The sequence below is a fragment of the Paenibacillus sepulcri genome, assembly GCF_042647105.1.
In the GTDB taxonomy this organism is placed as follows: domain Bacteria; phylum Bacillota; class Bacilli; order Paenibacillales; family Paenibacillaceae; genus Paenibacillus_Z; species Paenibacillus_Z sepulcri.
In genome coordinates, this window is sequence record NZ_JBHRUP010000001.1 from 3653538 (window position 1) to 3668493 (window position 14956).

The 14956-nt window shown below is 51.7% G+C and carries 19 protein-coding genes; 5 read left to right on the forward strand and 14 right to left on the reverse strand.

The annotated features are described in order from the left end of the window. Positions 1-7: 7 nt before the first annotated feature. Positions 8-1636, reverse strand: a complete 1629-nt coding sequence (locus tag ACFOLF_RS16110; protein WP_379113783.1) for a copper amine oxidase N-terminal domain-containing protein — start codon at positions 1634-1636, stop codon at positions 8-10. A gap of 329 nt (positions 1637-1965) precedes the next feature. Here ACFOLF_RS16110 and ACFOLF_RS16115 point away from each other — a divergent pair, with 329 nt between their 5' ends. Beyond that, complete coding sequence (locus ACFOLF_RS16115) at positions 1966-2385, forward strand: hypothetical protein (RefSeq protein WP_210044994.1); 420 nt, start codon at positions 1966-1968, stop codon at positions 2383-2385. Between the two features lie 169 nt (positions 2386-2554). Continuing rightward, positions 2555-3220, forward strand: coding sequence for a sulfite oxidase-like oxidoreductase (locus ACFOLF_RS16120; protein WP_210044995.1), 666 nt, complete (start codon positions 2555-2557; stop codon positions 3218-3220). 164 nt (positions 3221-3384) lie between these two features. Here the strand turns inward: ACFOLF_RS16120 and ACFOLF_RS16125 are convergent, their stop codons facing one another. Continuing rightward, entirely contained in the window at positions 3385-3651 is a 267-nt protein-coding gene (locus ACFOLF_RS16125; protein WP_210044996.1) for a Fur family transcriptional regulator, read from the reverse strand. A 219-nt stretch (positions 3652-3870) separates the two neighbouring features. On the opposite strand from ACFOLF_RS16125, the gene ACFOLF_RS16130 reads away from it, so the two are divergent. Further along, positions 3871-4605 (forward strand): class I SAM-dependent methyltransferase, encoded by a 735-nt coding sequence (locus tag ACFOLF_RS16130; RefSeq protein ID WP_210044997.1) that lies wholly within the window; start codon positions 3871-3873, stop codon positions 4603-4605. A gap of 200 nt (positions 4606-4805) precedes the next feature. On the opposite strand, the gene ACFOLF_RS16135 is transcribed toward ACFOLF_RS16130, so the two are convergent. The 12 genes from ACFOLF_RS16135 to ACFOLF_RS16190 all read right to left on the reverse strand — a co-directional run bounded on the left by ACFOLF_RS16135 (position 4806) and on the right by ACFOLF_RS16190 (position 11749). Then, entirely contained in the window at positions 4806-5033 is a 228-nt protein-coding gene (locus tag ACFOLF_RS16135; protein ID WP_210044998.1) for a DNA-binding protein, read from the reverse strand. A gap of 101 nt (positions 5034-5134) precedes the next feature. Next, entirely contained in the window at positions 5135-6034 is a 900-nt protein-coding gene (locus tag ACFOLF_RS16140) for an aldo/keto reductase (protein WP_210044999.1), read from the reverse strand. Between the two features lie 37 nt (positions 6035-6071). Beyond that, complete coding sequence (gene rnhA / locus ACFOLF_RS16145) at positions 6072-6716, reverse strand: ribonuclease H (RefSeq protein ID WP_210045000.1); 645 nt, start codon at positions 6714-6716, stop codon at positions 6072-6074. A gap of 139 nt (positions 6717-6855) precedes the next feature. Then, positions 6856-7092, reverse strand: a complete 237-nt coding sequence (locus ACFOLF_RS16150; protein WP_210045001.1) for a DUF6953 family protein — start codon at positions 7090-7092, stop codon at positions 6856-6858. Between the two features lie 146 nt (positions 7093-7238). Continuing rightward, positions 7239-7511 carry a GNAT family N-acetyltransferase gene (locus ACFOLF_RS16155; RefSeq protein ID WP_210045002.1) on the reverse strand — a complete coding sequence of 91 codons (273 nt, stop codon included), beginning with the start codon at positions 7509-7511 and terminating at the stop codon, positions 7239-7241. Positions 7512-7677: 166 nt separating this feature from the next. After that, entirely contained in the window at positions 7678-8016 is a 339-nt protein-coding gene (locus tag ACFOLF_RS16160; protein ID WP_210045003.1) for a thioredoxin family protein, read from the reverse strand. A gap of 296 nt (positions 8017-8312) precedes the next feature. Beyond that, positions 8313-8687, reverse strand: a complete 375-nt coding sequence (locus ACFOLF_RS16165; RefSeq protein WP_210045004.1) for a DUF1304 domain-containing protein — start codon at positions 8685-8687, stop codon at positions 8313-8315. A gap of 72 nt (positions 8688-8759) precedes the next feature. Then, positions 8760-9095 (reverse strand): thioredoxin family protein, encoded by a 336-nt coding sequence (locus ACFOLF_RS16170; protein ID WP_210045005.1) that lies wholly within the window; start codon positions 9093-9095, stop codon positions 8760-8762. Next, positions 9092-9463, reverse strand: coding sequence for a MerR family transcriptional regulator (locus ACFOLF_RS16175; RefSeq protein WP_210045006.1), 372 nt, complete (start codon positions 9461-9463; stop codon positions 9092-9094). The genes ACFOLF_RS16170 and ACFOLF_RS16175 overlap by 4 nt, the downstream gene beginning before the upstream one ends. Positions 9464-9656: 193 nt before the next feature. Then, positions 9657-9869, reverse strand: coding sequence for a hypothetical protein (locus ACFOLF_RS16180; RefSeq protein WP_210045007.1), 213 nt, complete (start codon positions 9867-9869; stop codon positions 9657-9659). A gap of 196 nt (positions 9870-10065) precedes the next feature. Next, a complete protein-coding gene (locus ACFOLF_RS16185; RefSeq protein WP_210045008.1) occupies positions 10066-11127 on the reverse strand; it encodes an anthranilate phosphoribosyltransferase in 1062 nt (353 codons plus the stop codon). A gap of 13 nt (positions 11128-11140) precedes the next feature. Further along, on the reverse strand, positions 11141-11749 hold the full coding sequence (locus ACFOLF_RS16190) for an ANTAR domain-containing response regulator (protein ID WP_210045009.1): 609 nt from the start codon (positions 11747-11749) through the stop codon (positions 11141-11143). A gap of 330 nt (positions 11750-12079) precedes the next feature. On the opposite strand from ACFOLF_RS16190, the gene nirB reads away from it, so the two are divergent. Further along, entirely contained in the window at positions 12080-14518 is a 2439-nt protein-coding gene (gene nirB, locus ACFOLF_RS16195; RefSeq protein ID WP_210045010.1) for a nitrite reductase large subunit NirB, read from the forward strand. A 116-nt stretch (positions 14519-14634) separates the two neighbouring features. Then, positions 14635-14946, forward strand: coding sequence for a nitrite reductase small subunit NirD (gene nirD / locus ACFOLF_RS16200; protein ID WP_210045011.1), 312 nt, complete (start codon positions 14635-14637; stop codon positions 14944-14946). Positions 14947-14956 lie beyond the last annotated feature (10 nt).

Consider the following 14956-nt stretch of genomic DNA (forward strand, 5'->3'; position numbering starts at 1 on the left):
GGGTTGTTCAGCTCATCGGTTTGGTCAACGTGATCGATTGGTCCGATTTTTGATAATGGACATCCCAGCCGAGCAGTTCGCCAATGAAGCGGAGCGGAATGGCTGTACGGCCATCCTTCACGATGACTTTCGTGCCAACTGATTTATTAACGCCGTTAACGGTCATATAATCCTTGCCGACCCAGAACTTCAGCACATCCTTATCGGCTTTCACCGTAATCATGCCTGTTTTGGCATCGAATACCGCTTCGGCGCCGATCCCGTCACTTAGAAAACGGAGCGGGATGAATGTAAGGCCGTTCCATACGAAGGGAGTCGTATCCATCTGCGAGACGATACCATTCAGCTTCAGTTGTTTACTGTTTACCTTCATCCAGATCGTAGTCGCGGCAGGTGACGACGGCACAGGGTTTGGATCCGGAGGAGTGACAGGCATATTTTCAGCATACTTTTCATTAAATTGGAGAACAATCACACTGCTGAGCGACTTGCCTATGCCAAACATGAATTTGAACCCTTCGCGGCTTGTTTTGGCGGCACCTTTATAATTGCCGGCCGCATATTGATCGAACACCTGCTGTACCTGGCCTTCATGCTTGCGCAGCGCCGCCTGTCCCGCAGCCAATGGCAGATTCTTATTGGTGGCGGTATCCAGGAAGGCAGCCAATTCGGTCGTGCTGTCATCGATTCGCGACTTTATATTCTCTAAATTCGGAGTATTGTTGTTTTTCACAGCGTTCACATAATCGCTTTGAGCATTAAGATGATTAATGACCCAAATTTTCTTAAACGCAATGCCGTCAGCGGCACCATATACGGAAGCCATGGCCACGTTCAAGTCCTCGGTATTGGCGGCTTCCGCAATAAGTAAAGCATCGGACGCGCCTCTTGTATCGAACTGCTCCTGCATTTGCAAAGTAGACAGCGCAAAATGCTCGGATAACAAGCGGCTGAGCAGGGATCTCAGATCTGCTGCTTCTGTGTCTGCACGAGTCTGCTGATATTTATCCGGCATTTGAGCTGCGATCGCAGAGGACAGGACCTTGCTGAGCTTGAACACCTCATAAATGCCTTCACGGTATGCCTTGTAAGCATCCTGGTAATCTCCTGCCGCATACTCATCAAAGGCTTTCTGAACCTTATTCTCATGAAGCTGGAGCATCTCTTCCGCGGTCTTTCTCGGGAGCTTGGCGGCAGTGACCGCGTTCAGGAAAGCGGCAAATTCCTTAACAAACTTCGCTGTTTCTCCTTCCACCTTGCCGCGAAGCGCTTTGTCATTATTTCGGGAGGATTTAATCAGGTCATTGGTGTATGTATTATGTTCACGGAAGATGCGTACAAATTCAGCCGCCCGGGCAGCCCCATAGATCGATGCAATCACAGGCTTCATATCTGTCACGTTCTGGTCCAGCGCTTGATAAGCCTCTGCCGCGTCCTTGGATTTGCTATAGCCTTTGGTCAATGCATTGACCGCCAGAGTGAAATGTTCGGAGAGCAGGTAATCCAGGGTCGCCCGGAGCTCGGCTGCCGGCGTGTTGACCGATGCCTTGATCGGGGAAACCGGAGCGGCCGCGGCACTTGTAATTGCAGGCAGCAGCAGGGATAAGCCCAGCACGGAAACGAGCAGTTTCTTCATTTTCAAAATCGTTCACTCCCACTTTATCATTGGTTTTTGACTCATTCTTGATTCATACTGATAAGTTATAACGCCCGCCTGCCTGTCTTGAATCACAGGATTAGCCGGGATCGCCAAAATAAAAAAGCAGCATAATCGCAGGCTGCATTTCATCTACTGTAATCATACTTCAACTGTATGCGTATAGCATGAATATAAAGTATGATGTTAATGAATCTTTTAGGTATCTTTAAATAATTGTTCAGCTTGTCTTAAGGTATGGGGACTACAATGATCTTGTCACCTTTATAGCTCATTCATCAAGAAGAGCTGGAAACGAGGATAATCAAATGAGTCCGAAACGTTTTATCTTAGTGGGCACCATGGCATTCGCCATCTCCGTTGGAAGCAGCCTCTGGAGCAGCGATACCAGCAGTGCAGACCCCCTCGGAGCGATCGGCACCAAAATGAAGTACCCCCCGCTGGCTGCGCCCAAGCAGGCGTCAGCAGCAGACGATCACTTTCGCAAGCTTCTAGGAGCGACCTCCGATGAGGAAATCTACGAAGCCTTATACAATGGAAATTCACTGGCCGACATAGCAGCAGCCCACGATGCAGATGTTCAGCGCATCATCGATCTGCAAATCGCCGAGCTGACGGAGCAATTGGATGCCCGCCTGGAGCGCGGAAGTCTCACGCCTGCAGCCTATCACGCACAGAAGCAGGAGCTTCCGGAAATCATCGCAAACAGCGTGCACGGACACATATAACAAGCGGAACAGCCATCCTTTCCAATCCGAAAGGATGGCTGTTCTTGTGCTGTTTCCTGCTGCCTGCTCTCACTGGACGGGCCTCTTCCCATTCACAGCAGGTTATTGTACTATCAAGGGAGGGCTTACTGTAAGCTGATTGCAGCACCCTGCCCCAAGGAGGATCAACATGCACGACAAAGTAAATCGCATCAAGAAAATGCAGCTTCCGCCTGTCCCGCCCGAGCTTGCCCACCGTCTGCCGCCAGGTCAGGTGCTGACCGACCGGTTTCCCATTTTGCATGAAGGGGATGTTCCAAGCTATGACATGGACACCTGGACGCTGCGCATCTTCGGAGAAGTGAATGAGGTTAAGGAAATATCGTACGCCGAGCTGATGAAGCTCCCCAAAACGCAGATCAAGGCAGATATTCATTGCGTCACACGCTGGTCGAAATTTGATACGGAATGGGAGGGCATCTCTGTCCGCGACTTATTAAAGACGCTTGACGTGAAGCCCCAGGCGGAATTTGCCATGATACACGCCGACCATGACTATGAAACCAATCTTCCTGCCCAAACCCTAATGGCCGATAACGCCCTGCTGGCCTACAGCTTTCAAGGGGCACCGCTTACGCCCAAGCACGGCTGGCCGCTGCGGCTTGTTATCCCTTCTCTCTATTTCTGGAAAAGCGCCAAATGGATCCGCGGCATTGAATATATAACCGAAGACCGCCATGGCTACTGGGAGCGGCTTGGCTTTCACAATAAGGCGGAGCCCTTTGCGGAGCAGCGTTTCTCCGGCGAAGATCTGAATATCCCCGATGATGAATGGCATCACAAGGATTTCGATTGAGCAGCGTTTAATTGAAAAAGGCGTCTATCCGCAAGTTGCGGATAGACGCCTTTTTTTAAATATCAGAGAAGGTAACACTTGGTCTCACCTTTTCTGATATTTTTAAGGAAGAAACGAACTACGCCGCCAATGGGCGGCGTAGTTCGTTTCTCCTTATAGTCATATTAGCTGGCTGTACTGTAACGACGCGAAGAATCTCCCATCGTCACTTCCTTGACGAGCCCCAGCCTGTTGAATACCCGAAGATGATTATATACCGTTGAAGCATTCAAATTGCGATATTTGCCAGCAAGTGATCTTGAAATATCCTCCACTCCGGGATAGTCTTCGGCGGAGTATAAATATTCCAGAACGGCGAGACGCTGCGGAGACAAATGAATGTTTTGCTGTTCGAGCTTCTTGAGCGCTGAATTCAATTTGTTGTTGGTCATGAGTCTTACACCTCCATTAGTATGAGGAGCATGAATTAAATAATAATAATTATTAATTTATAATTAGTATAATATTTATTATAGAATTGTTGATAATGATTGTCAACTACAGCTCCTTCATCTCCGTCCGACATAATATATCTTCTCAGTGAAAACTATTGTTTGACTGAAAAATGAAGTGTTACACTGGGGGAAAGGCCGGAGGAGGCATCAGCTATCATGAAGCAGAACAAATACGATGATTCATCATTCTATGCAAAATACAGTCAAATGTCCCGTTCCATTGGCGGACTGGAGGCCGCAGGGGAATGGCCGGCTTTTCGTGCCATGCTGCCCGAGCTTCAGGACAAGAGAGTGCTCGATCTGGGCTGCGGGTTTGGCTGGCACAGCAGATATGCGCGCGAGCAGCATGCCCGCTCGGTAGTGGGTGTAGATCTTTCGGAGAATATGCTGGCGAAGGCAAGAGCCAGCACCAGCGATCCGGGGATCGAGTATCGCCGCCTCGCGATTGAAGACATCGATTTTGCCGCGGAGGAATTCGATGTCGTGATCAGCTCGCTAGCACTCCATTACGTCGAGCGTTTCGACAACGTCTGCCGGAGGATTCATCACTGCCTTGTGCCGGGAGGAGCTTTCATCCTTTCAGTCGAACATCCGGTCTTCACTGCGCTTGCGGCGCAAGACTGGCACTACGGCCCCCAGGGCGAGAGAATGCATTGGCCTGTCGACCACTATCAGAATGAGGGACTGCGGCAGGCCAGATTTCTGGACAACGATGTCGTCAAATACCATCGGACCGTCGCCACTCATATCAATGCGCTGATCGACGCAGGCTTCAGCATTATGAGACTGTCCGAGCCGCAACCGACTCAAGAAATGCTGGCCCATAACCCTGCCATGCAGGATGAGACCCGCCGCCCTATCTTCCTCCTGATCGCGGCCGTCAGGAACTAGCTGTATCTTCTTCGCCCGCTTCGAAAGCAGCATGGCTGCTGCAAATAAGAAAAAACTAACTTCCCCGTCCTCAGGCGGCTAAGTCAGCTTCTCCTTGAAACCTTATAATGCCATAAGTTCAAAAAAAAAGGCGCCTCGGAAAGAGGTGCCTTTCATTCCTATCTTATTCTACACGCCGCTACATAATCCGCATGCAGAAACTAACCATTGCCAATAATTTCATCTATTTCACTTTTCAGCAGAAGATACCTATGAACGCTTCGCATGATCGGAACCTTGGTCAGCTTATTTTTGTCGACATACACCTTCATTTGGTCCTTGGAAAGACCTAACGTATTTCCAGCTTCCGTAAGCGTGAGCACGACTTCATTGCTTGTTGCATTGAATGTCCGCTTCACTTTCATATTATGATCTTCAAATCCATTCATGTGCCGGCAACCTCTCTACATTCATGATCAATTTGCATAGTTATTCTCATTATACCACAAATCGATGCCGTATATGAGGAAAAGCTCATCTATGCTAGCCGCTACACAATATCGAGAGGCATTTTGCGGGAAGGCGGCGGGAACGCACGGTCCAGCCTTGCCAGATCCGCATCCGTGAGCTTTACCAGTGCCGCAGCCGCATTCTCCCGTACATGATCCTCGGTTGAGGCTTTGGGAATGGCGATTACGCGAGCATGCCGGATGCACCACGCAAGCAGCAGCTGAAAGGGCTTGATGCCATGGTGGTCCGCGATGTCCCGAACCGCCTCGCTGCGGAGCAAGCCATCCCTCAGGGTGCCTGCTTGAGCCAGAGGGCAATAGGCCATAACCGGTATTCCGTTATTCTGCGCATGCGGCAGCAGATCAAACTCGATCCCCCGCGACCCCAGATGGTAGAGCACCTGATTCACGGCGCATTCGGTACCGTTCTCCAGTGACAGCAGCTCCTTCATATCGCGGGTGTCGAGATTGGAAACGCCCCATCGGCGGATTTTCCCGGCTTCCTTTAACCGCTCCATCCCCTCAATCGTCTCGCCAAGCGGAACATTTCCCCTCCAGTGAAGGAGATAGAAATCCAATGAATCGGTTCCGAGCCTCTTGAGGCTGTTGTCGCAGCTTCTGGCGATATGCTTCAGACCGGCATGATGCGGATACACTTTGGATACCAGAAATACCTGCTCCCGGATTCCTTGAATCGCTTCACCGATCAAGGATTCGGAGCGTCCGTCCCCGTACATTTCAGCCGTATCGATCATTTTCATTCCAAGCTCCACGCCCAGCCTTAAGCTGCGGATCTCCTCTTTCCTCCGGGACGGCTGATCCCCCATATGCCAGGTTCCCTGACCGAGCTTCGGAAGCACGGTCCCGTCCTTCAGCCGCACGCCATCCCCGGCATCGAATTTTTTCGACAAATCCCGGTCATCCCCGTTAGCCTTCGACATCACGCATCCCCCAATTCCTGTCGATTATCAAATGCCTCTACTTCCTGCCATAATCCGCTTTAATCTCGCCCCACTCCTTCGTCTGCCATTTGAGCACTTTATTGTCGTATTTATTGGTTTTGAGCCAGCTGACCGCCCGGTCCACCAACGTCCATATTTCCGCTGTGGACTCATCTCTCACAAGTGTGGAAGACACTTCCTTCTGCTTCACCCATTTGATCGCGTTCACCGAGTCGCTGTACACGACCTTGCTGCTGCCAAGCTTCTGCAGATAAGCCAGGCCATGGACAATAGCCAGAAACTCGCCAAGGTTGTTCGTTCCCCGCTTGATTGGGCCGTAGGAGAAAATAACCTCGCCTGTCTGCGTGTCCACCCCTTTATACTCCACCGGGCCGGGATTGCCGCTTGTACCGACATCTACCGAGATGCTGTTATAGTCAATCTCCCCTACGGCATACGCCGTACGCGGGGCAGATGAGCCCTTGCCGCTTCCCGCCGACTTTCCTTGGCCCCAATGCTTCTTCCAGCCGGCTTTGAAGGCCTCCTCGGCTGAAGCCTTCGTCTCGAAGGATTTGTATTTTGCATCCTCAAACTGATTGATCTGATTCTGACAATCTGTCCAGCTTGTATACACGCCCGGTTTTCTTCCAACCCAGACGACGTAAAATTTTTGTTTTGCCATCTATGTACTCCTTATGTCTCCTTGGCGGGAGACGTTTTTATCGGGTTACAGCAGAATCATTATTTTACCACAATTTTTTCGGACGAACTGCTTCGCGCAACCCTTATCTTCGGACAGGCTCGCTAGCGTCATGACCTTTTTAAGTCCACGCCCAGAAAAAACCGTCCCTATCCCACGCCACCTTGCCGCCGTGCAGCTTGCGGAAGGCTTTCTTCACATCCTTGGAGAGCGAGGTGTTGCCCTGCTCATTCACAAAAACATGCTCCTCGCCAAAATGGGTCCGGACATGGGTTATCGCATCCTCCTGCCGGAGACTGCCTTTGAATTTAATTTCCTCGATCATCCACTGCGCCGCTTCCTGTGCTGAACCTTCCATGCCTGATACCCTCTCCCTACGATATAATAATTTCCACCCTGCAGGCGGAAACCCTTGTTTTTCCTTGAAATCATCGTCCACGCAAAAAGCACCCGCAGAAGAGGTGCTCATGTCAATCAAAGTTTCCCTGTTTATCCAGGTTATCGCTACCGCTTCCAGATATCCTGATATTCCTTACGCCGCTTGAACTGGGCCAGTGCATAAGAGCAGGCGGGAACAATCATTTTATGATTTTCCCGGGCATGCTCCACGACCCGTTTGACCAGATCCTCCGCAATTTTCTGACCGCGCAGAGCTTCGGATACATAAGTATGATCGATAATATACGTATCTCCGCTTGGCACGAACGTGATTTCCGCTACGGATGCGCCATCATCCCTCACGACAAAACTATTGCCTTCCATCACTGTTTCCCTCACTTGCAATCGCCTCCGTCCTATTTGAATCCTTCCAGGTTCATGCGTATTATTACCGCAAAGGATACTACTTTACCCAAGGCAGCCGTTAACACTTCCTCATTCTAACCGTACAGGGCCTTGGCTATGGTTTTCTCGTCGACCTTGGCCCGGTTCCGGTCTGGATAACCTATTCTTTTTCCGCGGCGCTGCTTTCGAGCTCTTTCAGCAGAGCATACAGATGATCAACGGACCTCATCGTATATTCAAAACGGACCGGCTCGCCCCCGCGCAGCAGAACCAGACATGGGACGCTTGATATTTTCCAGCTGTCGCGCAGGCCGGGCGCATAATTAATATTGACCTTATGAACAGGGACGGTTGTCCCGACCGCCTGGACGATTTCCAGCATCCGTTCCGCAAGCTTGCAGGTTCCGCAAAACACCGTATGAAACAGCACCGCTTCATAGCCGCTATTCCCGCTCAGGCGCTGCAGCAGCTCATCCTCCCGCAATTCCCCGATGGACATGTCATGGCTCCTTCCGGTCTACATCATCCATTTTCTATATAGGCTATTATACCTCCGCAAACAAAAAGAGACATCCCGCAGGATGCCCTCATGCATACAAAGGAATAAAAAGAAGCCCGGCCAGCAATAGCAGCCGGATGGGCTTCTGACACCGGGACAGGCACGCTTCCTGGCGAAACGTCTCCCCGACGGTCCTTAATTTCATGAACAAGGAGGAGCTCGCCCCCGGGATCCATTGCGGTCGAAGGCTGCGATTTCCATGGAGCAAACGGCACGCAGCTCCGCAAAGAGTGGTTTTACGCCACGGCAATAAGAACAATCAGCGCCACCAATGCAGGCAGCGCCTGGAAAACGAGTATGGAGCGCTTCACCGTAATGCCCCCGAATAATCCTGCTGCAAGCACGCAAATCAGGAAGAACATTTGAATATGCCGTCCCGCCGCTTCATCCGGATAGCATAAGCCCCATATCAAGCCTGCCGCCAAAAAGCCGTTGTACAAGCCTTGATTGGTCGCAAGCTGCTTCGTATGATCCGCAACCTGCTGGGTCATCCCGAAGGTCTTGAGTCCCTTGGGCGTATTCCATAAGAACATCTCCAGATACAGGATATAGATGTGAATAAGCGCAACAAGACCTACCAGAACGGCACTGATTACTTCCTGGGTATTCATTGTGATTCATCCGCCTCATCTTATGCATTTGCTTATAGAATAACAGGAAACATAACGGGGCGCATTACATTTTTATACCGCCTGATCCTGCAGCAGACGGTCAATGATGCTTTTGTAGGCTTCTCCCGGACGCAGCCCCACCAGCTTGTCAACAGGTTCTCCGTCGCGGAAGACAATGACTGTCGGCATGCCCATGATGCCGAAGGAAGCAGCAAGCTCCGGGGATTCCTCGCAATCGACCTTCACAATCGAAGCGGATGACCCGTAACCGGCCGCCAGCTGATCCAATATGGGCAGCAAGGTTTTGCACGGAGGGCACCACGCCGTTCCAAATTCGATGGCCACTACCCCTTTCTTCGCCATCATTTCCTCATATTCCACTTTATTGATCGTCTGCAGACTACTCATGATCGATCGACACCTCCGTTATTTTCTTTGTGAATGGACGCAATCCTCTCCGCCAGATTTGAGCGGATTGCTGTGAGCTGCTTGATCTGCTCATCAATTTCTGCGAGCTTCCCCTTATAGACAGGCAGCACTTCCCTGCAAAATTCTTCTTTATTCTTCATCACACAATGCAGAAAGCCCGCAACCTGCTCCGTACTTATACCAAGCGACAGGTATAACTGAATCGTTTGCACTTGTTCGACAGCCAAGCGGCTGTATTCCCGGTACCCGTTCTGCAGTCTCGCCGGCGCCATCAGACCCTGCTGCTCATAATACCGGATGGACCTTATACTCGCCCCGGTCTCTTTCGACAGCTCGCCTATCTTCAAGGAAACACCTCCTGTATAACCTGCTGGCATTATTATAAACCCTGCCATTAATGTCAGGGTCAAACGATATTTTTTGAAAATGACGCACCGACCACATTTATACTTTCTTAAATTTAAAAAGACACCCGCAGGGTGCCCATTATGGTTTCGTATATTCATGCCGATCAATCCGAATCCTGGTCTAACGTTTCATTTAAGTAAAACCCAATACAGAGCGGTCGCGCTGCTCATCCGTTTCAACATAGGTCACATTATTCAAATAAATGATTTTGCCATCCAGCTCCAGCCAGCCGCTGGTTTGCTTCTGGATTTGAGCGAGCGTGTCATCCACATCATTCGTTCCGATCACAACTTTGTCTCCGCCGTTAAAATGGACAATAATACGGTGCGTCATTTTCTCTCCCAAAATTGTCACCTCCTTGAGCTTTCCTTAAAGCTTATTCGGCGTTTCAATCAATTTCCCCTTCCAGCCTCGATATTATACCCATAATTGGATAAAATTCTTTTTTGTCGCCTTATGTGATTCCAGATAAAAATAATAGTCGGCATATAATCCGATACAATTAAAACATTTGCATATTCACAACTAATTTATTGGACATTCACTTGAAAGTTACAGCCTCAGCAGACTCGCTATTTTTATTGGATTTCATCGCGTTTTTCCACGATTTGTACAGATCCCATGCCGCCCCATTATCCAATATGGATTTGCATATATACAACCCTTCTTCTACCGATTCGCAGCGGCCTGCAAGCTGAAGTCTGACGGCGGAATTGAGCAAGACTTGATTGAAAAAGGCGAGATGAGCGCCGCCCTGGAGGACCGCTTCAGCGGCCTGGAGCTGCCCGGCAGCCGTCCATTCCACATCCGGAACAGGGGTATCAAGACCATAGGTTTCGGGATCGATGACATGAAGGTGAGCTTCCCCGTTTTCGACGAGGTAAGTGCGGGTAGGCCGCTCGATAAAGAGATCCTCGGAGCCCTCGCAGCCCTGTACAATGAGGGCTTTGCTGTAGTCGAGATGAAGCAGCAGCTTCGACATCCGCTCGAAGACCGTATTGTGGTAAACTCCATAGACCAAAAAGGGGGAGCAGGCGTAATCAACAAGCTTCTCGGCCGTATTGAGCACCGTGCGCATGCCAAGTTCTTCGCGCAGCGGACGCAGCGCCTTGAGCGGCGGGCACCACTGTTCAGCCGGTACGAACAAGATCCCGGTAAGAGAGGCTGCCTGCGTAATATGCTCACGCGACAACCCCGCGGCATCAATCCCCGCTTCGAGGAGAAGATCCTGAAGGGTTGCGCCCCATTTGGGAGGGAGAGAAGCCGTGCCGTGCAGTGTGACCGGCAGACCGGCCGCAGCAAGAACGAAAGCGGCAGGAAAGGTGGCGAAGAAGGTCTTCTTCCGTCCATCATAGGGACCGGCACAATCAATTCCCTGCTGGACCGGCGAGCGGTAAGCATGATTGCGGCATACGGCCACGAAGGCTTCCATTTCCTCCACGCTCTCCATCTTGATGCGCTCCGCCATGAAAAATGCGCCAATCTGCGCAGGAGTAGCCTCACGGTTCATAATCCACTCCGCTGCCTGATAAGCCTCATCATAGGTTAAATCGCGGGCTCCACGTTTTCCCCGTCCGACTTCCTTCAGCAATTTTGTGATCATAAGTAAAGCCCCCTTATTTTTGCTCCTGCAAAAGTTGATAGACCTTGACGATCGATGTCGCAACGTCGACCAATCGTTTGCGTTCATTCATGGCCTGTTTGCGCAGCAGTTCATAGGCTTCCGCCTCGGATACTTTTTTGATGTCGCACAGGATTCCCTTCGCCATGTCGATCCATTTGCGTTCCTCAAGCCTGGCCTCCAGCTGCTTGCGTTCGCTTTGCCACTGCTGCCGCTCGATGCACTGCTTGGAGCCGAAATGCAGCGCCCAGTGCAGCTCGCGCTCGCTCATGGAGGGAGTCAGAATGCCGTCAACCGGCACATCGTCCTCGCAGAATGCCGCGGACAAAAAAGAGGTAGAAGCGCCGCACCACCAGAATATTGGCAATTTCCTGGAAGCGGACAGCTTTGGGAAACATGCTTTGATATCTCCCAGAGGGATATGCAGAACAATGGCATCGGCATTCCCCATCTGCCGCATGGCTTGTTCTTCAATGCGCGCATGCAGAATATAATAGCCGTTCGCTTCCAACACCCTATCGGGAAGAGGCTCGCCGATGGCCGTATCCAATTGATCCGGCACAACCGGCATCGCCTGGTTATTAATCAGCAGCAAAGAACGCATGCATGAATGCTCCTTTCTATGCGACACTTGACGATTATCAGCTTCTTCAAGGTTATTGTGAATATTTATAACATAACCTCGACGGAAATGTCGATAATGAATATGTGCCAATATTTTATGTCAGGTATATTGACATGGAGATCAAGACCGTTGTATATTTAGATTATCGACAACCTAAAATTATTCCCGGATACAACGATGTGTTCGGTTGAAGCGGCAATGAAGCCTGTCTTCGTTTTTCAAAGGAGCGTACGTATGTCCTTTGGAGCGGAGCAGGCTTTTTCTGATTTTTTTAACCCTTAGACCAAGACTGAGAGGAGAGCGGCACAGATGACCACTCCAAAAAAATTAGTGCTTATCGGAAACGGAATGGCGGGAGTCCGCGCTATCGAGCATCTGCTGAAGCTTGCTCCGGAAGCCTATGAAATAACGATTTTCGGTGCAGAACCCCATCCTAATTATAACAGGATTATGCTGTCCTCCGTACTGGCAGGCGGCGCGGATATGAAGGAAATCATTATCAACGACTGGGACTGGTACAAGGACAATCATATTCAGCTGCATACCGGCCATAAAGTAACGAGGATCGACACGCAGCGCAAAAAAATAATAACGGATAAGGGCTTGGAGACGGATTATGACGCCGTTGTGGTCGCCACCGGCTCAAATCCCTTCATGCTGCCGATTCCCGGAGCGGACAAAGAAGGCGTGATCGCGTTCCGGGATATCCGCGACTGTGAAATGATGCTTGATGCTTCCAGGAAGTATAGGAAAGCCGCCGTCATCGGCGGAGGCCTGCTGGGACTGGAAGCCGCCAGAGGCCTGCTGCATCTGGGAATGGATGTATCGGTTATCCATATTCACAAATACCTGATGGAGCGGCAGCTGGATGAGCCGGCCTCGAGAATGCTGCAGCGCGAGCTGGAAGCGCAGGGAATGAAGTTTCTGCTGCACAAGCATTCGGCATCCATTACAGGCAGACGCCGGGTGAAGGAGCTGCAGTTCACGGACGGCAGCAGCGTCGACGCCGATCTGGTTGTCATGGCGGTTGGCATCCGGCCCAACATTGCCCTGGCCAAAGCCTCAGGCATCGAGATCAACCGCGGCATTGTCGTGGATGATTACATGCGGACCAATATCCCCGATGTCTATGCTCTCGGGGAATGCGCGGAGCATAGAGGCATTGCCTATGGTCTTGTTGCGCCTCTGTATGAGCAGGGAGCCGTGCTTGCCAAGCACCTGGCGGGAGTAGAAACCTCGGGATATGCAGGCTCGGTCACATCCACCAAGCTGAAGGTTTCCGGTGTCGACGTATTCTCGGCAGGCCGTTTTGCGGAGACGCCGGGAACGAGGGCGCTGCGGATACAGGATGATTTGGCCGGCACCTACAAGAAGATTGTCATTGAGGATGGCAAGCTCGTTGGCGCGGTATTATTCGGCGACATTGCGGACGGCGCTTCATTATTCGCTTCCATTAAGAAGGGCGAGTCTGTTGCAGGCCGGGAGAAGGAGCTGCTGCTCGGTATTTCTTCGGATATGCTGGGGCAGTCGTCTGGCGGCGGAAGCAGGCTTGCGGACATGGCCGACGACGAAATCGTCTGCGGCTGCAATGGTGTATCCAAGGGAACCATCGCCGCGGCGATTCAAACGAAGGGCTGCAGCACCGTGGGCCAAATCAAAGCCTGCACCAAAGCTTCCGCTTCCTGCGGAGGCTGCAAGCCGGAGGTCGAAGGACTGCTGCATCTTTACGCAGGCGACGCTATCAGCGAGCCTGTCAAGGAAGGCATCTGCGGCTGCACCACGCTGAGCCGCGATGAGATCGTTGAGGGAATCAAAACGATGCGGCTCATGAGCGTCAAGGAAGTGATGCATGTGCTGGATTGGGATAACAAGGACGGCTGCTCCAAGTGCCGGCCGTCGCTGAACTATTACCTGGGCATGCTCTGGCCTGAGGAATATGTGGATGAGAAGGAATCCCGCTTTACCAATGAGCGTTACCACGCCAACATTCAGAAGGACGGCACGTATTCCGTTGTCCCCCGTATCTATGGAGGCGTTACTTCTCCGGCGGACCTGAAAAAAATCGCCACCGTTGCCGAGAAATATGACGTGCCTATGGTGAAGTTCACTGGCGGTCAGCGCCTGGATCTGCTGGGCGTGAAGAAGGAAGATCTCCCGAAGATCTGGGAGGAGCTGGACATGGCATCCGGCCATGCCTACGGCAAGACGCTGCGGACGGTCAAAACCTGCGTCGGCTCGACCTTCTGCCGCTTCGGCACGCAGGACGCCATCGGCATGGGCATCCGCCTGGAGAAGGCTTTTGAGCGTTTGAATACGCCGGCCAAGGTGAAGCTCGCCGTATCCGGCTGCCCCCGCAACTGCGCCGAAGCGACGATCAAGGATCTAGGGGTTGTGGCGATCGACGGCGGCTGGGAGCTGTATGTCGGCGGCAACGGCGGCGTGAAGGTAAGGGCCTGCGATCTGCTGGGCACCGTGAAGACCGAAGACGAGGTCATGGAATGGACCGGCGCTTACCTGCAGTATTACCGCGAGAATGCCCAGTGGAACGAGCGGACGGCTGCCTGGCTGGAGCGTGTCGGCTTGGCGTCCATCAAGAAAGCGCTGGAGAACAAAGAAGACCGGCTTGCGCTTGTTGCTCGCATCGAGAAGACGCTCAGCCTGACAACCGATCCCTGGAAGGAAATTGTGGAAAACGATCATCTGCGTAAAAATTTCGAGCCGATTTCCAGTGTACAGCCGGTGCAATAAAGGCCCGGTCCCTTATGCAAGCTGAGAGCGTCAGAGGCTTGCTGCCGCTGACGCTCTCTCTGTACGGCCACTGCCCGTTTGACATCAATCACATAAACATTAGGGGAGGTTCATCCATGACTAAGGTGCTGATTGGCCAGGTATCGGATATTGATGAGAGAGGCTCGCGCACGATCAAGGTGGAGGATACGGAAATTGCTGTATTCAGGCTGACGGACGGCAGCGTGCTGGCTGTAGAGAACCGCTGCCCGCACAAGGGCGGACTGCTGTCGGAGGGAATGGTCTGCGGTGCGGTCGTTCATTGTCCCCTCCATGATTGGAAAATCGATCTGAACAGCGGGTTGGTGAGCGAGCCCGATGATGGCTGCGTCACCACGTACCCGACTGAAATCGATCAAGCGAGCGGAGCCGTTTATATCACGGTTTAGGAGGACAACA